The 22487-nt window shown below is 55.0% G+C and carries 19 protein-coding genes; 15 read left to right on the forward strand and 4 right to left on the reverse strand.

Annotation, left to right across the window (positions count from 1 at the left end; translation table 11 throughout):
* The first annotated feature begins 24 nt into the window (after positions 1-24).
* From ACFQ2I_RS03995 to ACFQ2I_RS04010, 4 genes are all read left to right on the forward strand, one after another.
* Positions 25-639: a DUF3990 domain-containing protein gene (locus tag ACFQ2I_RS03995; RefSeq protein WP_377562332.1), complete on the forward strand. Its 615-nt coding sequence runs from the start codon at positions 25-27 to the stop codon at positions 637-639.
* Positions 599-901, forward strand: coding sequence for a hypothetical protein (locus ACFQ2I_RS04000; protein WP_377562333.1), 303 nt, complete (start codon positions 599-601; stop codon positions 899-901). The genes ACFQ2I_RS03995 and ACFQ2I_RS04000 overlap by 41 nt, the downstream gene beginning before the upstream one ends.
* Before the next feature lie 104 nt (positions 902-1005).
* Positions 1006-2403, forward strand: coding sequence for a PDZ domain-containing protein (locus ACFQ2I_RS04005; protein ID WP_377562334.1), 1398 nt, complete (start codon positions 1006-1008; stop codon positions 2401-2403).
* Between the two features lie 80 nt (positions 2404-2483).
* Positions 2484-3884, forward strand: coding sequence for an extracellular solute-binding protein (locus ACFQ2I_RS04010; RefSeq protein WP_377562336.1), 1401 nt, complete (start codon positions 2484-2486; stop codon positions 3882-3884).
* Between the two features lie 113 nt (positions 3885-3997).
* On the opposite strand, the gene ACFQ2I_RS04015 is transcribed toward ACFQ2I_RS04010, so the two are convergent.
* Positions 3998-5404 (reverse strand): extracellular solute-binding protein, encoded by a 1407-nt coding sequence (locus ACFQ2I_RS04015; protein ID WP_377562337.1) that lies wholly within the window; start codon positions 5402-5404, stop codon positions 3998-4000.
* Between the two features lie 239 nt (positions 5405-5643).
* Here ACFQ2I_RS04015 and ACFQ2I_RS04020 point away from each other — a divergent pair, with 239 nt between their 5' ends.
* The 7 genes from ACFQ2I_RS04020 to ACFQ2I_RS04050 all read left to right on the forward strand — a co-directional run bounded on the left by ACFQ2I_RS04020 (position 5644) and on the right by ACFQ2I_RS04050 (position 12932).
* A complete protein-coding gene (locus tag ACFQ2I_RS04020) occupies positions 5644-6633 on the forward strand; it encodes a hydroxyacid dehydrogenase (RefSeq protein WP_377562338.1) in 990 nt (329 codons plus the stop codon).
* Positions 6634-6996: 363 nt separating this feature from the next.
* A complete protein-coding gene (locus ACFQ2I_RS04025; protein ID WP_377562339.1) occupies positions 6997-7992 on the forward strand; it encodes a zinc-dependent alcohol dehydrogenase in 996 nt (331 codons plus the stop codon).
* Between the two features lie 62 nt (positions 7993-8054).
* The gene (locus ACFQ2I_RS04030; RefSeq protein WP_377562340.1) at positions 8055-9071 is read left to right on the forward strand and encodes an NAD-dependent epimerase/dehydratase family protein; all 1017 of its coding nucleotides are present in this window, start codon (positions 8055-8057) and stop codon (positions 9069-9071) included.
* A complete protein-coding gene (locus ACFQ2I_RS04035; RefSeq protein WP_377562341.1) occupies positions 9071-10150 on the forward strand; it encodes a dihydrodipicolinate synthase family protein in 1080 nt (359 codons plus the stop codon). Before ACFQ2I_RS04030 ends, ACFQ2I_RS04035 begins: the two co-directional genes overlap by 1 nt.
* Complete coding sequence (gene sdaAB / locus ACFQ2I_RS04040) at positions 10147-10818, forward strand: L-serine ammonia-lyase, iron-sulfur-dependent subunit beta (RefSeq protein ID WP_377562342.1); 672 nt, start codon at positions 10147-10149, stop codon at positions 10816-10818. The genes ACFQ2I_RS04035 and sdaAB overlap by 4 nt, the downstream gene beginning before the upstream one ends.
* Before the next feature lie 19 nt (positions 10819-10837).
* The gene (gene sdaAA, locus ACFQ2I_RS04045; RefSeq protein ID WP_377562344.1) at positions 10838-11746 is read left to right on the forward strand and encodes an L-serine ammonia-lyase, iron-sulfur-dependent, subunit alpha; all 909 of its coding nucleotides are present in this window, start codon (positions 10838-10840) and stop codon (positions 11744-11746) included.
* Complete coding sequence (locus ACFQ2I_RS04050) at positions 11727-12932, forward strand: M20 metallopeptidase family protein (RefSeq protein ID WP_377562345.1); 1206 nt, start codon at positions 11727-11729, stop codon at positions 12930-12932. The genes sdaAA and ACFQ2I_RS04050 overlap by 20 nt, the downstream gene beginning before the upstream one ends.
* Before the next feature lie 60 nt (positions 12933-12992).
* On the opposite strand, the gene ACFQ2I_RS04055 is transcribed toward ACFQ2I_RS04050, so the two are convergent.
* Together ACFQ2I_RS04055 and ACFQ2I_RS04060 are read right to left on the reverse strand one after the other, a co-directional pair.
* Positions 12993-15125, reverse strand: a complete 2133-nt coding sequence (locus ACFQ2I_RS04055) for an LTA synthase family protein (protein ID WP_377562346.1) — start codon at positions 15123-15125, stop codon at positions 12993-12995.
* Between the two features lie 28 nt (positions 15126-15153).
* Positions 15154-16296 (reverse strand): THUMP domain-containing class I SAM-dependent RNA methyltransferase, encoded by a 1143-nt coding sequence (locus tag ACFQ2I_RS04060; protein WP_377562347.1) that lies wholly within the window; start codon positions 16294-16296, stop codon positions 15154-15156.
* A gap of 257 nt (positions 16297-16553) precedes the next feature.
* On the opposite strand from ACFQ2I_RS04060, the gene ACFQ2I_RS04065 reads away from it, so the two are divergent.
* Positions 16554-17186, forward strand: coding sequence for an O-methyltransferase (locus ACFQ2I_RS04065; RefSeq protein ID WP_377562348.1), 633 nt, complete (start codon positions 16554-16556; stop codon positions 17184-17186).
* A 107-nt stretch (positions 17187-17293) separates the two neighbouring features.
* Here the strand turns inward: ACFQ2I_RS04065 and ACFQ2I_RS04070 are convergent, their stop codons facing one another.
* Positions 17294-18487, reverse strand: coding sequence for an MFS transporter (locus tag ACFQ2I_RS04070; protein ID WP_377562350.1), 1194 nt, complete (start codon positions 18485-18487; stop codon positions 17294-17296).
* Between the two features lie 253 nt (positions 18488-18740).
* On the opposite strand from ACFQ2I_RS04070, the gene hemE reads away from it, so the two are divergent.
* From hemE to hemG, 3 genes are read left to right on the forward strand one after another with little or no spacing between them, the layout of a single operon-like run.
* Complete coding sequence (hemE, locus tag ACFQ2I_RS04075; protein WP_377562352.1) at positions 18741-19817, forward strand: uroporphyrinogen decarboxylase; 1077 nt, start codon at positions 18741-18743, stop codon at positions 19815-19817.
* Positions 19810-20760, forward strand: a complete 951-nt coding sequence (gene hemH / locus ACFQ2I_RS04080) for a ferrochelatase (protein WP_377562353.1) — start codon at positions 19810-19812, stop codon at positions 20758-20760. Before hemE ends, hemH begins: the two co-directional genes overlap by 8 nt.
* 5 nt (positions 20761-20765) lie before the next feature.
* A complete protein-coding gene (gene hemG / locus ACFQ2I_RS04085; protein WP_377562354.1) occupies positions 20766-22187 on the forward strand; it encodes a protoporphyrinogen oxidase in 1422 nt (473 codons plus the stop codon).
* Positions 22188-22487: the final 300 nt, after the last annotated feature.

Raw genomic sequence — 22487 nt, forward strand, 5'->3', positions numbered from 1 at the left:
GATGAAGGGTAGAAAGGAGTAGGGATGGATATAAGGACACCTCAGCTGCTCTATCACGGCACGACAAGCCGCACGGTGGATTCCTTCGCCAAGAGGCTTCTGGCTTCTCGCTATTGGCGGCCAGGGAAGGATTTTGGAGAGGGCTTCTATACGACGATATCGATTGCACAGGCGCGTCAGTGGGCGCACAAGACGGCCAAGGAAAGCTGGGATGGCGGCAAGCCCTGCGTACTGGTCGTAGAGCTGGCAAGCATTCCGCCGCAGACGGAGCCGTTGCTGTTCCTGTCGGATTCCCTTGCCTGGGCTTCCTTCATATACAGCCATCGTCGGATGACGGTGAAGGGCATGGATCCTTGCGAGCTGCATCCGGAGATAATTATAGGTCCGATGGCGGACAATGACACTGGCAAAATAGTACATAAAGCAGTACAATTAAATAAAGATGATGCATGGTTTTATGATGAAATCACAAGATCAGGCAAGGGACGGAGACTGGACGCATTAAGCTTGGGCAATCAGGTCGTATTCGCTTCGGAGCGTTGGGAATCTCACCTGAGGCTTGTCGGTTATCACGTGTATTCAGGAGGAAGGTGGTTGTATGAAGATGCCAAAGACACGGGTGAGACTCAGTCTGTATGAACGGGGCATCGCCGAATCGCTGGTCAGCCAATATGGGTATACGCCGTATGAAGCTCGCGAACTGGTTGTCGACTATATTGCCATTGTACGCAAGCTGGGCGGATATGAGCAATGCGTACATTACGCGGAGCTGTTGCATCGGGCCAGAGAGTCGGGATACGCGCCTTCCGCTTGGTTGCAGCGAATTATCGAGATTGAGGGCGGCGAGGCGAGAGACAGAGGAATTGGAGCGGAGCAGCAAGAGTATTTGCAGAGCAGATAATTGTGCATGAACCGCGACGATTGTCCATATAGCAGTGAAGCGGGTTTAGGCCGGAAGCGGACTCGTTTCATTGCTTTTTTTTCGTATTAAGGAGGAGACAGGCAGTGAAGATTAGCGTACACAGAGAGATATCGGCAGGGATAGGGTACTATTATGCGGGAATGGCCGGGGCGATTGCCGTGATTGCTGCGGCGCAATTAATCTGGCTGCCGGCACCGCTAGAGACAGCACGCGGGATGCAGTGGATCGAGATGATTGATTGGCTTCTGCTGATGATCGCTTTCATCCCGCTCGTTTGGGGAATCGGGGCTTGCGTACGCATTCGGGCCAAGGAAGCGACCCGGTGGCTGAATGTGCTGCGGGGAGGGCTTGCCTTGCTTGCCTTCGGCACGGCTTGTTATCTAGTCATTGCTCCGGGAAGGTTCCTGGAACAGATCGTTCTGCTTGTCATCTTATGTATATTGCAACTGATGGACCTGATCGTAAGCGAGGCGAGACAGGGAGGCAGGCATCGTCTGCCGCGCAGAAGCATGGCCGTGCTGCTAGCGTTCGCAATGTTGCTGGCAGTCCTGCTATGGCCGACGGGCTACCGAGTTACTTACCCCGGCATGACAGTGAACATGCAGCGGTATGCGCATGTGGAAGGCGGTGAAGCGGGGCCGGTCGTAGACGGTGTACTGGTGTTCGAACGGCCTGCCGTCGCGGCGGACTGGCTGTATGCGAAGCTGTTCCCGCTCTATGTATTCGAACTCATTCCGGAGGATGAGCCGCCGCTGACGGAGACGTTCGCCGAAGTGGTGGCGATGAAGCGCAGCGCCAATGACGTCGCGGCAGCGATTGCGATGGAGAAGGCGGGAATCGGGGAGGGCGTGGTGCCGACTGGCGTCACAATCGTGGCGATTACGAAGGGCAGTCCGGCAGAGGGGCGGTTACGGGCGGGAGATGTCATAGTCGGGTTGAATGGCCAGCTTGTCCGGCGCATAGAAGACCTGGTGAATGGCATGCAGCAAGACGTAGTACCGGGACAAGCCGTATTCGTAAACGTAATCAGAGACGAAGAGAAGGAATTGTCAATCGAGGTGCCGACCGAAGAGCTGGTGGAGGATGATGGGAGCAGCCGCGCCGTGATGGGCATATCCATCCAGCCTCATGTCAGGCTGGATAAGCCGCGCGACATGACCTACGAGAGCTACATCGCACATCTTGGCGGCCCGTCGCACGGCGCCATGCTGACGCTGGCCATCTATGAGCAGCTCATCGGCGGCTCTGTCTCGCACGGATTGCGGGTGGCAGGTACCGGGACGATTGAATACGACGGCTCCATTGGCATGGTCGGCGGTATACCTCAGAAGGCGTACGCTGTAAGCCGAACGGATGCCGATGTATTCTTTGTCCCTTCCGCCGGAGCAGAGGCGGCTCGTCTTGCCGCCCCGGATCTGAACGTAGTGGCGGTGGACAGGTTTGATGAAGTGCTGGAATGGCTGGAGCAATACAGGAAATAAGGACGGAACGTTGACAAAATCGATGCTCATGCATAACAATGTTACTGGTGTTTATGAAATCAGAAATGAGTGAACAATACATGACAAATAAATCAGATAAGCGATCGTTTCATGAGCGGCTCACCCACTTTGTCCATGTTATCCGGACAGAGATCAGGAATGGCATCAGGCAGGAGGGCAGTTATTTGCCCTCTGAAAGCATGCTTGCCAAGCAGTTTCACTTAAGCAACAAGTCGATTCGCAAAGGGCTGGATCAGCTTGTCGAGGAAGGGTTAATTGTGAAGATCGACCGAGTCGGGAGCAAAGTGACGTCGAAGGGCGAAGGCGCGATTACCGTTCATTTCGGTTGTTCCAACAGCTTCCCATCCGATTTTGTCATCGACGACTTGATCGCGGACTTCAGCTTGCGATATCCCGGTATTCATATCCGGCGAATCACATTAAATCAGCACAATTATCTGGATTCAGCGCGAGAGATGATTGGCAACGGCTTGCTTGACGCAGTCGCACTAAACAGCCCGCAGTTCCAGGAATGGACAGAAGCCGGAATCGGCGACGCGCTTGAAGCACAGCAGCCCGATGAGAGCGTGCATCCCATAGCGGAAGACGCTTTTCGCTATGGGGGGGCGCTGTATGCCCGACCGCTATCCTTCTCGCCTGTTGTACTCTGCTACAACAAGCGGCATTTCGCTGAAGCGGGGCTGCATGAGCCGGACAGCTACTGGACATGGGATGACTTGATGGCAGCCGCTGCGAAGCTGTCGCTATCGCCGGGAAGACATGGCGTCTACTTCCTGCCTACGTCGGAGAATCGTTATCCTGTCTTCCTGCTGCAGAGCCTTGCCCGCTATGCCAAGGAAGGAGAGAACGCCGCCAGTCTCCGCCATCGATTAAGTGAAGGGCTGAACAAGTTGAATAAATTAATTGCCAGTCGCGACATATTCCCACCCTACATGGCGAAGGGCAATGATGAGACGATCGGATTGTTCGCGGACGGTCGCGTCTCTATGATTATGTGCACGTACTATAATTTGAATGAGCTGTCGCGTCAAGGTCTGAAGTACGATATATGCCCGTTGCCGGCTCTGTATCGGGGCGATCCGCAGAAGACGCTGCTGATCTCCATCGGGACGGCGCTTGTGAAGCACTCCCGTTCCAGAGAAGCTGCGCGCCAATTCGTGGAATACTTAAGCTCGGCGGAAGCGCAAGGCATCATACGTGACCGGACGGTCGGCATACCTGCCCGAAGAGACTGCAGCGATCGGAGCGGCCAAGCGTCAGTGAAGCTGCCTTCGCGGTACGCCATGTATCGCGAGATGATTCCCTCCTTCGCTTATCATTCGGAGTTGGGCATGAACATACGGCAGCTTCGTCAATTGACCAAGTGGTTGAAGGAATATTGGAGCGGCATGATGGACGAAGATGCGCTTCAAGTCAATCTGGCCGGATTGGAGAATAATGCCTCTGTACATCGTCAATGACACATGAATGCCTGAGATGAACAAGAAGCCTCTATAACCACTTGAACAGTGGAGTAGAGGCTTCTTGCCGTGAATTGCGTGAATGCTGCCAGCCGGGTTAATACGCTTGCAAGTCATTTTGCATGCAAGTCATTGCATTGAGCGAGCTTATCCTCTATTTTTTGAAGTACGCTGTCCAGTGATTCCAGGTTGGCCCAATAGAGCGTCAGCTCGTCCCTCATGAGAGACAACTGCCGGTGCGACAGATTTAAATCTGTGTAGTATCGGAACGTATTCATCGTCTCCCTGAACAGATGAAAGCGCGGCGGACGATTCATCGTTTCCTTCCCGCTCCATTCCGCAGCCGACTTGAGTGCGGGGACGCTAAGCGTATGCTTTCGAAGGAAGAGCTGCGCATCTTCCGATTGCATGAATTCCACGAATCGGCGAGCCGCTTCCTTATGTTCGGAAAGCTTGCTCACTGCAAGTCCAATGACGATTAGCAGCGACTTCGCTTCCTGCAAGAAAGGAACTGGCGCGATATCGTACCGGAGCTGCCGCCCTTGGTCCTCTTGCGGCTGCAAGCCGTTTAAGGTGGAGTAGGTGGCGATCATCATGGACACTTTCTGTCGACGGAACAAATCTTTAATATCGTTGTCGCTGCGGGACAGATGAATAGGGAACAGACTCTCGTCGCTCATCAGTTCCTTGCATGTAGCGAGGGCATCCTTCAGCTTCTGATCATTGGCCAGATGATAGCTCCCGTCCGCTTGCGGCTCGAATACAACGCCGTTCTGCAGCAGGAACAGAGGCCAACGATTGTCCGACAGCGTATGGAATACTAGCCCGTATCTGTTACCCGGCACCGCCAGCTTACGGCTTGCCTCCTGCACATCCCCCCACGACCAGCACGCATCCGGTTCAGGCACATTGTTCTCCCTGAAATGTTCTTTGTTATAGCACAGAATTACCGGTGTAAAGACGAAAGGCTGCACTGCGACCGCCTCCTCCTCGATCATGAAGGGCGTGTTCAATAATCGGTAGACACCTTCGTTCCTTGGCATAGGCTCAAGTAAAGACAAATCGCGCATGTCCTCGTAATCTTGCGCATTAATGCTCATCAGATCCAGCTTCAGCTCTTGGAAGTAGCTCGAGAAATATCGGTCATGAGCCGGATATTGCAGCGGGATCGGCTGAATGCGCAAGAGCGGATGCCGTTCGTGGAACCGTTCAATCAATTGCAACAGCTTCGCTTCCTGCACCAATGAGGGGTAATAACCGAAGCGCAGCGTAATGATGTTAGCATGGATTGAAGAGACTACCTTGGCTCCAATTCGCGGCACCTTCTCGATGTACCCCTCTTCGACAAGCACCTCCAGTCCTTTGCGGACGGTCATTTTACTAATGCCGAACAAGCTGCACAGCTCCAGCTCCGAAGGCAGATACTTTCCTATTTCATATTTCCCGGCCGTTATTTCATTGCGCAACGTGGCAATCATGAATTCGGACTTGCTGCGGGAAGCCGATCGACTTACTTTCATGGAAGTCCTCCTGCCTGAATTAGAAAATTAATCATAAAAAGGAATTGACTACATGATAAAAGCTACATATAATTATACCAAAGTATACTAGAATTTGAAAGGTGATGACGCTAATTAATATTTAATTGCTTATGACGTTTAGAATTTAAGGTTTGGTACAGACCAAAGTAGACTAGATGGACTATTCTTGTTCGAGAAGCTAGGGAAGATGGGGGACCAAAAGAAGAGGAGATGAGTAAGTGATCAACATCGTTTTTTTGGCGGGGAACTCGACATTGAAGCGTATATTTCATGATCAGCATATGGAACAACTGAAGCAGCTGGGGAATGTGAAATTGCATAACTACGATCGCCCGCTTACGACGGAGCAACTGGCTGAGCAGCTGACTAACGCTGATATTGCCATCACCTCGTGGGGATGTCAGGAGCTGACGGGAGAGCTGTTGGCTCATGCTCCGAATCTGAAGGGGGTATTGCACGCAGCGGGCACGGTGAAAGGTGTCGTTACCCCTGAGTTGTGGGCAAAGGGAATAAGAGTATCCAGCGGCGCGGAAGCGTTAGGCCTTGGAGTGGCGGAGACGGCGCTTGGCCTTACGATCGCTTCCTTGAAAGATATGTGGAGGCTGTCGCAATACACGCGGGAAGGCGGCTGGGGCAGGACGGACCGAGTGACGGAGTTGTATGGTATTAAGGTGGGCGTAGTGGGCGCAGGAAATGCGGGCAGGCATTATATGAAGCTGATGCGGAATTTTGAAGTTGAACGATTGCTGTTCGATCCTATGGTAACGGAGGAGCAAGCTGCTGCTATAGGAGCGACAAAGGTAAGTTTTCAACAACTGCTTACCCAATCCGACGTCATCTCCATTCATGCGCCGGCATTGCCGGAAACATATAGAATGTTCAATGACGATGCCTTTGGGCTGATGAAGGATGACTGTATTCTGATCAATACGGCGAGGGGATCGATTATTGATGAAGCTGCGCTTGTGCAGCATTTGCGCAGAGGCAGGCTGTTCGCTTGCCTGGATGTGACTGATCCGGAGCCGCCCGCTGTCGATCATCCGTTCCGAGCATTGCCGAATGTTGTTCTGCTGCCGCATATTGCGGGCTCGGTCAATAATGGTCTGTATCGTCTCGGTGCGTTCACGATTGCAGACTTGCGGCGACTGCTGAACGAGGAGACCATGCGAGGAGAAGTCACAGCAGCGCAACTCAATACAATCGCCTAAGCCCCTGAGCAGAAGGGAGAATAAAGCGGTGCTCTTCATGTATTAAACAAGTAAACATATTGATCGGGCCTTGGGCCCGATTTTTATTTTAAGTACGTGTCAACCGATAATCATACAGGAATGCTACACTGGAGCTCCGAAAAGGGGCGTGTGAGGCAAGAGAGAGTAAGACGTTTTAAGGCGATTTTCTCATGCTGGGGATTGCACGGAGTTAGGCCGGCGCTGGGCTTGCTAATTAATGGTTGACGATAGGAATGAACCATGATTTAATAAAGCTATACTACGTACATCAGTTGATGTATATTGAATAATAATAACCAAATAATGAATCAGTTGTGCTTCAAGTAGTGGGAGGAGGATACGATGAAAGCAGTAGAAAGCAATGAAGGTAAGGCGTTGATCGTCGAAATGCCGCAGCCGGAGGTGAAGCCTCATTACGTATTGGTGAAGGTGCAATACTCATCGGTTAGCATAGGAACGGAATTGATGCTAATCAAGAGCGGCCGCAAGGGGGCTCTGGGATATAGTGCGGCAGGCATCGTCGTCGAGGTAGGCGAAGGAGTTACACATGTGAAGCCGGGTGACCGCGTAGCGTGCTATGGTACTCCTGCGCATCGGGAGATCATGCTGTCGCCCAAGCATCTGACCGTGAAGGTACCGGATGAGGTAACGATGGAAGAAGCGGCTTTCTGCGGCATCGGCACAATTGCCATTCATGCGGTACGACAGGCGCAACTCACATTCGGGGAATCCGTCGTTGTTGTCGGAGCGGGCATATTGGGACAGATGATTGCGGCGATCGCCCATGCATCCAACTATCGGGTGATTGGTTACGAACTTATGGAATCGCGCAGGGAACGTCTTCTCCACATGGGTCTGCGTTATGCATGCCAGAACGGTGAGGAAATGAAGGAAGCGCTGCAAGCCGTCACAACGGGCGGCAAAGGTGCGGATGCCGCGCTTATATGCGCCAGCAACATGAATGAGAGTCTGATCGATATGGCGCTGCCATGGTTGCGGGATCGCGGCAATATCGTGGTCGTTGGCGCAACGGGCTGTTCGTTTGACCGCAATCTGTTCTTTTCCAAGGAGGCCAATGTGACGATCTCTAGGGCCGGCGGGCCGGGACGCTACGAGCCTGACTACGAGCAGTTAGGCTTCGACTATCCTATCGGTTATGTTCGCTGGACGGAAGGGCGCAATATTGAAGACTACCTCCGGATGGTTGCAGAGAAGAGAATCGATGTCAAGTCGCTGATTACGGAGCAAGTGGCCTTTCAGCAATTGCCGGAGCTTTATGAGCGCTACAGCAAGACGCCACAGGATATGCTGGGCATTGTCGTGCAATTCCCTCAGTGATCTGGCTTGCATGAAGCGAATAGAGGTCTGAGAACATACAATAACAGAGAGGATGAAGTGGAATGAGAACGGTACAAGAGCTGGAAGAGGTATTGGCGACGCCTTCAGAAGCGTTGATCAAGGAGCTTAGCGAGGTGGATGGTGATATTATGCTGCTCGGCGTAGGTGGGAAGATGGGGCCGAGCATGGCGAGATTGACGATGAACGCCATTAAGGCGGCGGGACTGAACAAACGCGTATACGGCGTATCCCGCTTCTCGAACGCCGCGCTGAAAGCGGAGCTGGAGGAGGCCGGTCTCGAAATTATTGCCGCCGACCTGAGCAATGACGCTGAGCTTCAAGCATTGCCCGATGTGAAGAACGTCATCTATATGGCGGGCAATAAATTCGGAACGACCGGCAATGAGCATTTTACATGGGCAATGAACAGCTATCTGCCTGGCCGCGTCGCTGAGAAATTCCGCAATTCCCGCATCGTCGTATTCTCTACAGGCAATGTATATCCACTGACCCCGATAGGGCAAGGCGGAGCGACGGAGAGCACGCCTCCGAATGCGAACGGCGAGTATGGCCAGTCCTGCCTCGGACGCGAGCGGGTATTCGAGCACTTCTCCCATAAGTATGAAATTCCAATGTTCATCTACCGGTTGAACTATGCGGTAGATCTTCGCTACGGTGTGCTGCTGGAAATTGCCAGAACGGTGAAGGCAGGCATTCCTGTCGATGTCGCGATGGGGCATGTCAATGTCATATGGCAAGGCGATGCCAATGAAATCGCTCTAAGGGCATTGACGAGATGCACGAGTCCTGCCAATATTATGAATGTAACAGGTCCGGAGACCGTATCGCTGCGCTGGGCCGCGGAGCAATTCGCGAAGCGCTTCGGCACGGAGGTCGTCTTTACAGGCGAGGAAGCGCCGACAGCACTTCTGAGCAATGCATCGAAGGCGAATGCAGCGTTCGGCTATCCGAAAGTAACGCTGATTCAGATGATCGATTGGATCGCCGAATGGGTAATGGCTGACGGCGAGACGTGGAATAAGCCGACACACTTCCAGGAGCGGGAGGGGAAATATTAATGGCTGCCGCGAAGGGAAGGGTAGAGCTGTCGGAACAACTGTACAGGGCGCTGCATGACGGTCTGGCCATTCCTGCGCATCCGCTGGCGCTTAATGCGGAGCGCAAGCTGGATGAGCGGCGCCAGAGAGCGCTTACCCGCTATTATATGGCGTCAGGCGCGGGCGGCATCGCTGTTGCGGTGCACTCCACACAATTCGAGATTAGAGATCCCGAGCATAATCTGCTGGAAACGGTGCTGCGTATGGCCGCCGAGGAAGTGGAGCGCGCTGCGCTGGATCGTCCCTTCATGAAGGTAGCCGGTATTTGCGGCGAGACGGAGCAAGCGCTTCGCGAAGCGCGGCTTGCGGCGGATCTGGGATATGAAGCAGGGCTGCTCAGCATGGGCGGACTTGCCCATTACAGCGATGAAGAGCTGCTGGAGCGGACGCGCCGCGTGGCCGAGATTATTCCGGTATTCGGCTTTTACCTGCAGCCCTCGGTCGGCGGACGCATCATGAGTTTCGATTTCTGGAGAAGGTTCGCAGAGATTGACGGTGTGATCGCGATCAAGATGGCTCCGTTCAATCGCTATCAGACGCTGGAAGTCATACGGGCGGTGATGGAATCGTCGCGCCGTGATGAGATCGCCCTGTATACGGGCAATGACGACAACATTGTGAGCGATCTGCTGACCACGTTCCGATTCGATGTGAACGGCGAGAAAGTGGAGAAGCGGATTGTAGGTGGCTTGCTGGGCCACTGGGCAGCTTGGACGAGCAAGGCGGTCGAGCTGCTTGAAGACATTAAGAAAGCGCGCACCGAACCGCAGCTGGCAGCGGAGTGGATGACACTCGCGGCCGAGGTGACCGACAGCAATGCGGTATTGTTCGATCCTGCTCATCACTTCCATGGTTGTATTCCCGGCATTCATGAGGCGCTGCGCCGACAAGGACTGCTGGAAGGAACATGGTGCCTCAATCCTGAGGAGCAGCTGTCTCCAGGTCAAGCGGAGGAGATTGAGCGGGTATGCCGAAGCTATCCGCACCTGATCGACGATGCGTTCGTTGCGCAGCATGTGGAGGAATGGTTGAAGCCATGAGATTCAAGGACGTCTTCTCTATAATAGGCCCCGTTATGGTGGGGCCTTCGAGCTCGCATACAGCGGGAGCTGTTCGGCTGGGACGTGTAGCCAGAGCTTTAATAGAACAGCAGCCGAAGGAAGCAGTCATCACGCTTTACGGCTCCTTCGCGGCGACTGGCCAAGGGCATGGCACGGACGCGGCATTGGTCGGTGGCTTGCTGGGTTATAACACTTACGATGAAAGACTGCCCGACGCTCTGGAGTATGCGGAGGCTGCCGGTATCGGCGTTGCGATCCGCACAGGGCAGGCACCCAATGCGCACCCCAATACGGTGCGCTTTGCGCTGTCCACGGAAGCGGGAGAAGTGGTAACGGTGACGGGCTGCTCCATCGGGGGAGGCACGATCAAGATGACGGAGGTGAACGGATTCTCTGTTAACTTCAGCGCTTCGTCCCCGACGATTGTCATTCAGCACGCCGATGTGAAGGGGATGGTTGCTTCGATTTCCAGGACACTGGAGAAGGACGGTCTTAATATAAGCCGCATGTCCGTAGACCGCAAAGGGCGGAACGGAGATGCGTTGTCCGTTATGGAGACGGATGAACCGCCAAGCGGAGAAACGCTGCAGGAATTGCATCGTATGGCCACCGTAAGAAGTGTAAGACTAGTGCATGTGGTGGATTGAGCAGAAGGAGGAACGAGTGATGGGATTTTCATCTCTTCAGGAGTTGATAGAGCGATGCGAATCGTCAGGCCAAAAAATATCAGAGGTTATGCTGGCATGGCAGTCCGAAGAATCCGGGCGCAGTGCGGATGTCGAGAGCATGCAAATGGCGGAGTATTACGGCGTCATGAAGGAGGCGGTGCGCAAAGGGGTCACCGAGGATGTGCGATCCCGCAGCGGCTTGACGGGAGGGGATGCCAAGCGCGTGTCGGAGCACTTTAAAGCGAACGAGGCCTCTTCGGGAGAGCCTGCCGCAAGAGCGATGGCCTATGCGCTTGCGGTATCGGAAGTGAACGCTTCCATGGGACGCATCGTCGCGACGCCGACTGCGGGCTCCTGCGGCATCATTCCAGGTGTATTCGTCAGCGCTCAGGAGAGATTCGGCTGGAGCGACGAGAAGATGGTCGAGGGCTTGTTCTGCGCAGGCGCGATCGGCTATGTCATCGCTAACAATTCCTTCATATCAGGTGCGGAGGGCGGATGTCAGGCGGAAGTGGGCTCCGCTATTGCAATGGCTGCGGGCGCCATGGTGGAGTTGCGCGGCGGGACGCCGGAGCAATCCGTTCATGCGGCTGGACTCGCCCTGAAGAATACGCTTGGTCTCATCTGCGATCCGGTAGCCGGACTGGTCGAAATACCTTGCATCATCCGTAACGGCCTCGGCGCAGTCAATGCGCTTGCTGCCTCCGATATGGCGCTGGCCGGCGTGAAGAGTCCCATCCCTTCCGACGAGGTCGTACAGGTGATGCTGGATATCGGTACGGCTATGCCGGAGGGACACAGGGAGACAGCGAAAGGCGGATTGGCGACGACACCGACAGGAAAACGGTTGATGGAAAGCTTATATGGAAAAGGGAGGGCGAAGAAACTTGATCGTAAAAGAGAATAGCGTCGCCCTGAAGGAGCTGCTATGGCACTCCGCCACTGCGCTGGAAGCGGAGCTGACGGAGCATAGAAGACATCTGCATGCCCATCCCGAGCTCAGTCTGGAAGAAGGGGAGACGGCGGAGTATGTGGCGGCTTACTTGCGACAGCTGGGCTTGGAGACGAGAACAGGCATAGGCGGGCATGGCGTCGTGGCCGACATCGAAGGTGGCCGCCCAGGCAGCACGATTGCGCTGCGCGCGGATATGGATGCGCTTCCGATCCAAGAAGAGACGGGGCTCACATTCTCTTCGAAGCAGGACGGCAAGATGCATGCATGCGGGCATGATGCGCATACAGCGATATTGCTGGGGGCGGCCAAGCTGCTGGTTCAACACAAGGAACATATAGCGGGAAAGGTGCGTCTATTGTTCCAGCCGGCAGAGGAGATCGTTGCCGGTGCGCAGGCGATGATCGAAGAAGGAGTGCTGGATGGCGTGGATCAAATCTACGGCCTGCACAATCTGCCGACCTTGGCTGCCGGGAAAGTGGCTACGTCTGCCGGCCCATTGATGGGCTCGGTAGACCGGATCGAACTGACGGTGCATGGGAAAGGCGCGCACGGCGCCATGCCGGAGCAAGGAGCGGATCCCATCGTCGCTTCCGCCGCTATCATTAGCAGCCTGCAGACGATATCCAGCAGAGAAGTGTCGCCCTTCTCGCCTGTCATCATTACCTTCGGAAGCATTCATGCCGGCGAAGCGAATAACGTCATCCCTCCTCTTGCTGAGCTGACAGGGACGGTTCGTACGTTCAATCCGGAAGTGAGGGCGACGATGAAGGAACGGATCACGCGCATCGTGGAGGGCGTGGCGGCGTCGCATCGCTGCCGCGCAGAGCTGCGCTTCATCGAGCAGAATCCAGTGCTCGTGAATGATTCCGGCTGCAACTGGTATGCGGAAGATACACTGGACTGGCTGCTTGGCGCAGACAAGCGGACAGCGGCTGCTCCGACGCTTGCTGGAGAAGACTTCGCAAGATTCGTGGAGAAGGTGCCGGGTTGCTTCTTCTGGCTCGGTTCCGGACCGCAGGAGGGAGCCGAGCATGCTTATGGCCTGCACCATCCGAAGTTCAATTTGAACGAAGAATGTCTGGTGCCGGGGGCGGCCGCCATGGCTGCACTCGCATTGCGAGGCGGGCATACGGTGTAGATGCTAGTCCTCAAGCTGTGCAGAAGACCTCGCAGCATACGAAAGCCTCCAATCCGACTGTTAGTCGGAATTGGAGGCTATCGGTCGTGCTTCCAGCATTGTGCTATCGAACAGCTTCGCAATCAAATTGTTCATGACGATCCGGTCTGACATCATCAACTGCTGCTCCGCAGCTACGATTCCAGGCTCGCACGCTAGCGGCTCCAGCAAGTCGCCGCTGTGGACGGCGTAGCACCTGCTCCCCGCCGCCAGCCCATCTGCCGAAGGCAGGTAGTAGCGCTTGCCGTCCGTCCAAGAGCCGTAGCGCTGCGCGACGAGACGTTCTTCAGCCGGCTGCTTCGTCAGCAGCGGCATGCCGAGCATCCCTTTATGTTGCGAGGATATCCCGAGCAGATGAAGCAGTGTCGGGGCGATATCCAGCTGCCCGCCGACAGTCGCATACGTCCCGGCTTCATCATTGCCGGGAAGTCGAATGATCAGCGGAATGCGCTTCAACATTCTCTCCTGCTCCAGCTCGCTACTCGTATCGCTCATGAATCGGTCGTAGAGCTTCCAGTCCGTAATGGAATTGTCATGATCCCCGTATATGGCCAGAATCGTATTATCCCATAATCCGTCCGTCTTCAATCTCGCGATCAGCTCGCCTAGCGCAGCGTCTGCATAATGGATAGATTGCAGGTAATCGCCCATAATTGTTCCGTCCAGCTCCTCCACATCCAGCCGCTTCTCCGCGGCAGGCATTCGGTAGGGGTGATGGCTTGTCAAGGTAATCAGGAAGCCGTAGAACGGCTGAGGCATATCGCTGATCACATCCATGGATTGACGATAGAACGATTTGTCTCCCAATGCCCATCCTACAGGTTCATCTAACCGAAAGTGCTTCAAGCTGTAAAATTGGTCGTAATTCATCCTGTTGTACATGACATTCCGATTCCAGAAGCCGCCCTGATAAGGATGGAAGACGGCAGCGGAATAGCCGTTCTCCTTCAGCATGCCTGGCAGGCAATGAAAGTCATTGGAGGCGTATTGGATGAATACGGAGCCGCTCATAACAGGCTGCAGCGAGCAGTTCGATGCGAAATCGGCATCCGACGTACGCCCCTGGGCGGTCTGATGATAGAAGGAACTGTAATAGACGCTATCCTTGAGCAGGTCGTTCAGTACAGGGGTGATTGCTGTACCGCCTATCGACTTGCCCAGCATGAAGGGTTGCAGCGCCTCCACTTGCACCATTAGAAGATTGCTTCCCGCGTACGCTCCGAACAGAGGGTCATCCTCCAGCTGCCCGCGCCGCTCGCCGAGCTCCTTGATCCATTCCAGCGTCTCATCGCGCTCATGGGCCGTTACCGTCTCCGCATCCAGCCAGTTCAGCTTGGCATAGCGATACACATCATAACCGTGGAAGCCAAGACCTCCAACCACATTGTACAGCGACAGGTTCCACCAGTCCTTCTTGAACAATTCCTTCGCCCACGTCTCCGCAGCCTTGTTCACTTGACCGAAGAACAACGAGAAGCCGAGGGCACACACAGCTGCGCCGGCCCCGATACGAAAGAGAACGGTGCGCCAGCGAGCGGTCTTCGCGCGCGCGATGGCTTCAAGCGAGGGTGCCTTGCTCGGTGTAGCCGGTGCGGATGAACCGGACAACGTCAACTCGGGGCCGGAAGAAGCGCCGCCTGATGGGAAACGTTCTCCACGGCTTATACGGAGATCGACTCGTCCTCTCAGGAGCACATAGGCTCCATACAGAAGGAGCAGAGGGATATCGGCCAGCAGCAGGAAGTCAGTCCCTCTCAACAAGGTCTCGATGCTGTCGCCGAGCGAATCGACCTGGCTCAGCTGTGTGAGTACCGGCACCGTGATCAAGTCTTGGAAATAGCGGTAATAGATAACATCCGCATAGAGAAGCGCCGATAATGCAGCATTCAAGCTGATAAGCGCAAGCAGCCGCCCTCTTGTCGGCAGCAGCAGCGTCCAGCTCGCGATTAGCAGCACGGCACCCGTCTCAATGATGGCGTCGGTCCTTGTCATATTCATATAGGGCACTGAAAGCAATGTGGAGAAGAAATAAAGCTTCCACACCATAACCGCTGCAAAAATAATGACATCCAGCACAATGAAACGATCAAGCTGGAGAAGGCTCCAGCGCAAGCAACGGCGTAGAAGGCCGTTGCTGTTTTTTTCTTGCTTCAATCTATAATACTTCCTTTCTAATACAGGACTAGCGAGAGCGAGGCGGCAGCGGTCCGAAGAAGGAGAACAGGTTGCATTGAATGCGTCCATTGTAAAGCTTGCGCTTCTTATCGGCCGGGCGGCCCATATAGTGCTCCACTTGATCTGAAGGACTGAAGGCGAAATACGACCAGGTCGGATAATATAACGCCATCCTGCCCCAATCCCGCAGGGCAAGCTCCGCAGCTCTGTCATCGCCTAGTCGTTCCCCGTAAGGCGGATTGGTAATCATGACGCCGTACTCATCTTGCAGCTTTACTTTGGCCACAGGCTGCACGCTAAGCTTAATGTCTTTGCCGAAGCCGGCTTTACGCACGGCGGCTTCCGCGATGTCGATAGCGTCGGGGTCGATATCGCTTCCTGCAATTTGCAGCGGAATATCATCCTTGACCGAGTCGTACGCCTCTTCGCGTACCTCATCCCACAGTTCCGAAGGCATGATGCCCCAGCTCTCGGAGTCGAAGCTTCGACGCAGCCCTGGAGCGATGTTCCAGCCTTGCAACGCCGCTTCTATTAGTACGGTGCCCGATCCGCAGAACGGATCGTACAGCGGCCGATCCGGCGTCCAGCGGCTAAGATGCACGAGCGCGGCGGCCATCGTCTCCCGGAGCGGAGCTTCGGTAGCGGCTCTCCGGTAGCCGCGCTTGTGCAGACCGGCGCCGGTGGTGTCCAGCGTGAGCAGGGCTTCATCGTTCAGCAGCGTGACCTCGATCACATAAGGCTCGCCTTCCTCCTGGAACCATTCCGTGCCGTAATGCTCTTTCATTTTCTCCACGATTGCCTTCTTCACGACGCTCTGGCATGCCGGTACGCTGGATAATTGTGACTTGTGGGAACGTCCATTGACGGGGAATGTCCCGTTCTCCGGAATCCAGTCCGGCCAATTCAAAGCCTTCACCCCTTCGAACAATTCCTCGAACGTAGTCGCTCTGAATCTGCCCATATTGACGAGAATTCGGCCCGCAGTACGGAGCCAAAGATTACTACGCGCGATGTCGCGAAGCGATCCCGTGAAGTTCACCCGCCCGTTCTCCGTCTGAAGATCGGTGTAGCCAAGCTCCTTCAGCTCCCGAGCGACAATTGCTTCCAGGCCCATGGGGGCCGTTGCAATCAACTTGATTGATTCTGCCATTTCACACACTCATTTCATATCATAATTGAAGGTATTATTCCGATTCTCTATCAAAGAAAGCATACTTTTCAGTATAGGTCAATTCATAGTCAATATACAAATGCCGAGATTATATCATTCATATTTATTGATGGTACAATAGAGGGAAGCAGTGTAGAGGGGGAAAGGCGTGAAATTTCCTTATCCTATAGTTCATTAGGTTTACGCGCTAGCTGACATTAAAGGAATAAATAAAGGAACAAAGAGGTGGATGGATCGTGTCGGTGAACGAACAGTATGTGGATTCGCTCTATGGGAGCGATGCGGATTTGGAACGGGTGAAGGCAGGACTAGACGCGCATGGCATGCCGCAAATTTCCGTATCGGAAGGCTACGGCCGCCTGCTGACGATGCTGGTTCGCATGTCGGGGGCAAGTCGTCTGCTTGAGATTGGAGCGCTGGGCGGCTATAGCGGTATTTGCTTGGCGCGAGGTCTGTCAAGCGGCGGGTCGTTGCTGTCATTGGAGCTTCTTCAGCCGTATGCGGATGTAGCCAAGCGGCATATGATGGATGCAGGACTGGGGGAACTGGTGGAATACCGTGTCGGGGATGCGAAGGAGAGTCTTGCCGCCTTGGTGCGGGAAGGTCGCCGATATGATTTTTTCTTCATCGATGCGGACAAGGAAGGGTATCCGGCTTATCTGGACTATGCGCTGCAGCTTGCGTCTCCTGGCGCCGTCATCGTAGCCGACAATATTCTGCTCCGTGGCCGAACGACGGAGCAATCGAAGCAGGGACCCGCTGTGAGGGCCGTCCGCGAGTTCAATGCGCGAATCGCGTCCGATGAGCGATTGGAGAGCACTGTGTTGCCGGGCTATGATGGACTGGCGATTGCGATCGTGAAGGGGTAGCATGGCCGTAAATAAGCCAACAGAAGCCTTCAGCACCACATTTCAAGTGGTATTGAAGGCCTCTGTATGGCTAGGAATGCCTTCGAAGAATAGGAACGTCCCTTCTTTCATCTTCTGCGAATAAGCGTATGCCATACCCATGCGCCATTCATCAGCATCAGTACAGCAGAGACCAGGAAGAGTCCGTGGATGCCGATCCAGCCGGACAGCGCGCCGCCAGCAATGGGTCCGATCATATTGCCCAAGCTGAGCGTGCTTGTGTTGAAGCTGTAAGCCCGGCTCTCCATTCCGTCTGGCGTATACTTCCGGATAAGTGCGTTCACCGCAGGGATGAGCCCGCCTAGAAACATGCCGAAGATGAATCGCGAGATGATCAGCTGCCAGACGGAGTCGGCCATCGCTTGCGGAATGAATGCAATGGCTGCGCCAAGCAGCGAGACCATAAGGACGCGCTGCGCTCCGATCCGGTCGCTCAGTCTGCCCAGAAGCGGTGAGGCAATCATATTGGACAACCCGGTTACGGAGCCGACGAACCCAGCCAGAAAGGCGATATTCTCCGTGGAACCCTGCAGCTCCTGCACGTAGAGCGGAATCAGCGTCATCGGGCTCATGTGGGCGAACTGAATAAGCAGCGTCACCCCGAATAAGGCCAGCAGCTGCGGGATGCGGCTCAATTGGCGGAAGCCTTCCATCACGGTTGCTTGCACGCGAGCAGCCGCCTTAGAGCGGTCGAACGACTCTTTCACGACGAATAAGGCAAGCAGCGATGCCATGAATAGAAGCGATCCCGTAATGTAGAAGATTGGGCGAAAGCCGACGGCATCTGCGAGCAAACCGCCAATGAATGGTCCCAATATGGTGCCGGCAATGGCGCCCGACTGGATGGATCCCATCGCGAAGCCCATCCGTTCCTTCGGCGTGGTGGCCGATACAAGCGCGATAGATGCCGGATTGAAGCCGGAGATCGTGCCGTTCAGCATCCGCAGCAGAAGGAGATGCCAAGGGCTCTCGGCGAAGCCCATCAGCACCATAACCACAGCCATGCCGAAGCCGGAGCGCAGCAGCATCAGCTTGCGTCCGTAGCGGTCCGCGAGCTTGCCCCATATGGGCTGGAAGATGAAGGCGGTAACGAAGTTCCCCGCGAAGATGACGCCCGCCCAAATGCCAATCTCATGGGGATCTGTCAAGCCCAGTTCGAATTGCAGATATAGCGTAAGAAAGGGGATGATCATTGTCATTCCGGCCATAACGAGAAATTGGCCGCACCATAGTACGATTAGGTTCTTTTTCCACTGTTCCATAATAGCCGATTATAGCATATTGCACAGGCAATGTCCCTTGGAGAACGACAATGTTCGACAACTAGAAATGCGGAGGCCATCGGTATGACGCAGGCGGCAAGGCAGTATTGAAGTCACTATTACTCATTTTGACGTGCGGAATATGGGGATTGTCATACTATTGTCATAGGAAAGAGATGATCGGCAGTTGTTAGGTTTGGGCAAACAGGGCATAATGGTAGCAGACTAAACTACATAGAAATGGGGAACGGGAATGTCTTACAATGACCGTTTCATTCGGGCATGCCGAAAGGAAAAGGTAGAACAGATTCCGGTATGGTATATGAGGCAAGCAGGTCGGTACGATCCGGAGTATCGTAAAATTAAGGAAAAGTATTCCTTGCTGGAAATTTGCAAGCAGCCGGAGCTGGCCGCTGAGGTGACGATGATGCCTGTGCGCAAGCTGAGCGTCGATGCGGCCATTCTGTATTCCGACATTATGAATCCCGTCGCTTCAATCGGAATTGATTTCGATATCGTAGCGAATGTAGGCCCAGTTATCCATAATCCCATTGCTTCTGCGGCAGATGTGGAGCGGCTGAAGCCGATCGATGTGGAGGGGGATCTCGGCCACGTGCTGGAGACGATCCGTATTTTGGACAAGGAACTGGAGGTTCCGCTTATTACATTTGCAGGCGCGCCGTTCACAATTGCGAGTTATTTGATCGAAGGCCGCCCGTCGAAAAACTACTTGCGGACGAAAGCGCTTATGTATGGCGAGCCGAAAGTATGGCATGAGCTGATGCACAAGCTGGGCGACATGGTAATTGCTTATCTGCGTGCGCATATGGCCGCCGGCGGCAAGGCATTCCAGCTGTTCGACAGCTGGGTGGGCGCCCTGTCTCCCGCGGATTTCAAGCAGTTCGTGCTCCCGACGATCCAGCGCATATTCGCTGAGCTATCGGATCTGCCTCAGCCGAAGATTTATTTCCCTGGCGTTAGCTCCGGCGAGCTGTTGCCGGAGCTGAAGGGGCTGAAGTGCGATGTGATCGGGCTGGACTGGCGCGTGACGATTCAAGAGGGCAGACGAAGACTGGATCATGGATACGCCGTGCAGGGCAACCTGGACCCTACCGTATTGACTGCTCCGATGGCCGTCATTCAGAAGTATGCAGCTGAGATCATCGACCAGGGCATCTCGGAGCCCGGATTCATCTTCAATCTTGGTCACGGATTGTTCCCGGAGGCTTCACTGGAGAAGCTGGCCGAGCTGACTGCATTCATCCATGACTATTCCAGGAAGGGAATTGCCGCTGCAGATGGCAAGAAGGAGGAAGTGCACAATGGCTGAACGGAATAAGCGCATCGGCGTGCTGGTCATGTCGTACGGCACGCCGGAGTCCATGGACGATGTGGAAGCTTATTATACGCATATTCGCCGGGGGCGTCCGCCGGAGCCGGAGCAGCTGGCTGAGCTGAAGGCACGGTATGAAGCGATCGTTGGCGGCGTGTTCCCGCTTAGAGAGAACACCAATCTTCAAGTGTCCGGGCTTCAGGATCAGCTGGACAAGCTGGCTCCGAACACATACAGCTGCTATCAAGGCTTGAAGCACGCGAGACCTTATATCGAAGACGGCGTATCCGCGATGGCGCAGGACGGCGTCACGGAAGCGGTCGGGATCGTGCTGGCGCCTCATTACTCCACGATGAGCGTGGGCAGCTACGTGAAGCGGGCGCAGGAGAAGGCAGACGAGTTGGGCGTAACGATGAGTTTCGTAGAGTCGTATCATCTTCATCCCAAGCTGCTTCAAGCGTTGACAGATCGCGTGAAGGACGGATTGGATCGGCTGAAGGCTGCTGCAGGCAGCGAGCATGAGCCGCTGGTGCTGTTCAGCGCGCACAGCTTGCCGGAGCGTATACGCGAGCTGGGAGACCCGTACGAGCAGCAGCTTCTGGAGACGTCGAAGGCTGTCGCGGAAGCGGCTGGCGTCGGCAGATGGCAATTCACGTGGCAGAGCGCGGGCCGTACGCGCGAGCCGTGGTTAGGGCCGGACATTCTGGAGACGATGGAATCCCTGGCGAAGGAAGGCGTGAAGGCTTTATTGTCCGCGCCGATCGGCTTCGTATCCGATCATCTGGAAGTGCTCTACGATATTGACATCGAAGCCAGAGCGGAAGCGGAGAAGCTCGGGCTGACGCTTGAGCGGATTGCGATGCTGAATCGGGACCCGCTGTATATGCAGACGTTGGCGGATTCCGTTGCAGAAGCTGCCTCGGATTTGAGAAAGGATTGAATCATATGCGGAGTAGGGAAGCCATCCAACGTATAGTCATTATTGGCGGAGGAATCAGCGGACTGAGCTCCGCTTTTTATATGCGGCAGGAAGCGGAGCGGCGCGGCATCGCGCTGCATGTGACGATCATCGACGAGGCGCCGAAGCTGGGCGGCAAGATTCATACGCTGGAGCGCGACGGCTTCGTCATTGAGAAGGGGCCGGATTCCTTCCTGTCCCGGAAGCTGCCCATTATCGATCTGGCCAGAGAGCTGGGGCTGGAGGGAGAGCTGACAGCTACCAATCCTGCGGCGAAGAAGACGTATATTATGCATCGCCGCAAGCTGCATCCTATGCCGTCCGGGATGATGCTGGGCATACCGACGGAGATCGGTCCGTTCGTCAAGTCCGGGCTCATCTCCTGGGGCGGCAAGCTCCGGGCGCTGATGGATCTCTTCATTCCGGCGCGCAAGTCGGCGGAAGACGAGACGCTGGGCGGATTCCTGGAGCGCAGGGTCGGCAAGGAAGTGATGCGGCGCATAGCAGAGCCGCTGCTGGCCGGCATCTATGCCGGCGACTTGAAGAAGCTAAGTCTGTCAGCGACGTTCCCCCAATTCCTGGAGTCGGAGCGGAGACATGGCAGCCTGATCAAGGGAATGCTTCACAATCGGAAGGCCGCAGCAGCTGCGGTGTCGAAGACGGGAGGAAGCACATTCCTCACCTTCAAGTCGGGATTGTCCACATTGGTGCGCGCTTTGGATGAGGCGTTGCCGGATGTGGAGCGGCGTCTGGGCGTCAAAGCCGCTGGGATTCATCGCATGGAGGGCGGCGGATACGAAGTGGAGCTGGCGGATGGAGAGCGTCTGGCGGCTGATCGGATAATTGTCACCGCGCCAGCGTTCGCAGCAGCGGAACTGCTGGAGCCATTGGCAGATTGCGAGGAGCTGCGAGCGATCCGTTATGTGTCCGTCGCCAACGTGGTGCTGGCCTATGACAAGAAGCAATTCGGACTGTCCTTCGATGGCACGGGCTTTGTCGTACCCCGATCGGAAGGGCTGCACATCACAGCCTGCACTTGGACATCGACCAAATGGTTGCATACCAGTCCTTCCGATAAGGTGCTGTTGCGCTGCTATGTCGGCCATTCCGAGGATCAGGAAAGTGTGAAGCTGCCCGATGGCGAGTTGCTTGCGGCTGTCAGAGCGGATATCCGGTCCGTGCTGGGAGTGACCGCGGAGCCGTTGTTCACAGAGATTACGAGGCTTAATCACTCCATGCCGCAATATCCGATTGGTCATGTGGAGCGGATGCGCGGGCTGCGCGACAGACTGAAGGAGCAACTGCCCGGTGTATGGGTGACCGGGGCGGCGTTCGACGGCGTCGGGCTCCCCGACTGCATCAGGCAGGGGAAGGAAGCCGCCACCATAGTAGCAGACGATCTTTCTTGACTATGATAAGCTGATGCAAGATAAGATTGGTTGGTATGCAGCTTAGAATATTATACAAGCCATTGTCCTTAAGAGAAGCGGAAGCTGAACTTGCAGGCAATGGCTTTCTTCTTGTCAACAGCTTGCCGATCTATTGAATCGCGAATAGGCATGGTGGGGAATAGAAGGTATAATGAGAGATATGAATCATTTTCATCATCTATTGCACTTATCACTATCCATACTGAAAAGGAGACATTAAATGTCACTATCCCGTATGCAAACATATCAGCGGAAAAAGAGTAAACGCAGCAGCAAAAG

This window comes from Paenibacillus chungangensis (genome assembly GCF_042675905.1).
Lineage (GTDB): Bacteria > Bacillota > Bacilli > Paenibacillales > Paenibacillaceae > Pristimantibacillus > Pristimantibacillus chungangensis.

What these genes read in the sequence shown, in the direction of transcription:
- ACFQ2I_RS03995 (WP_377562332.1), top strand. Translation starts at nt 25, where the DNA reads ATGGATATAAGGACACCTCAGCTGCTCTATCACGGCACGACAAGCCGC.
- ACFQ2I_RS04000 (WP_377562333.1), top strand. Translation starts at nt 599, where the DNA reads ATGAAGATGCCAAAGACACGGGTGAGACTCAGTCTGTATGAACGGGGC.
- ACFQ2I_RS04010 (WP_377562336.1), top strand. Translation starts at nt 2,484, where the DNA reads ATGACAAATAAATCAGATAAGCGATCGTTTCATGAGCGGCTCACCCAC.
- ACFQ2I_RS04015 (WP_377562337.1), bottom strand. Translation starts at nt 5,404, where the DNA reads ATGAAAGTAAGTCGATCGGCTTCCCGCAGCAAGTCCGAATTCATGATT.
- ACFQ2I_RS04025 (WP_377562339.1), top strand. Translation starts at nt 6,997, where the DNA reads ATGAAAGCAGTAGAAAGCAATGAAGGTAAGGCGTTGATCGTCGAAATG.
- ACFQ2I_RS04030 (WP_377562340.1), top strand. Translation starts at nt 8,055, where the DNA reads ATGAGAACGGTACAAGAGCTGGAAGAGGTATTGGCGACGCCTTCAGAA.
- ACFQ2I_RS04035 (WP_377562341.1), top strand. Translation starts at nt 9,071, where the DNA reads ATGGCTGCCGCGAAGGGAAGGGTAGAGCTGTCGGAACAACTGTACAGG.
- sdaAB (WP_377562342.1), top strand. Translation starts at nt 10,147, where the DNA reads ATGAGATTCAAGGACGTCTTCTCTATAATAGGCCCCGTTATGGTGGGG.
- sdaAA (WP_377562344.1), top strand. Translation starts at nt 10,838, where the DNA reads ATGGGATTTTCATCTCTTCAGGAGTTGATAGAGCGATGCGAATCGTCA.
- ACFQ2I_RS04060 (WP_377562347.1), bottom strand. Translation starts at nt 16,296, where the DNA reads ATGGCAGAATCAATCAAGTTGATTGCAACGGCCCCCATGGGCCTGGAA.
- ACFQ2I_RS04070 (WP_377562350.1), bottom strand. Translation starts at nt 18,487, where the DNA reads ATGGAACAGTGGAAAAAGAACCTAATCGTACTATGGTGCGGCCAATTT.
- hemE (WP_377562352.1), top strand. Translation starts at nt 18,741, where the DNA reads ATGTCTTACAATGACCGTTTCATTCGGGCATGCCGAAAGGAAAAGGTA.
- hemH (WP_377562353.1), top strand. Translation starts at nt 19,810, where the DNA reads ATGGCTGAACGGAATAAGCGCATCGGCGTGCTGGTCATGTCGTACGGC.
- hemG (WP_377562354.1), top strand. Translation starts at nt 20,766, where the DNA reads ATGCGGAGTAGGGAAGCCATCCAACGTATAGTCATTATTGGCGGAGGA.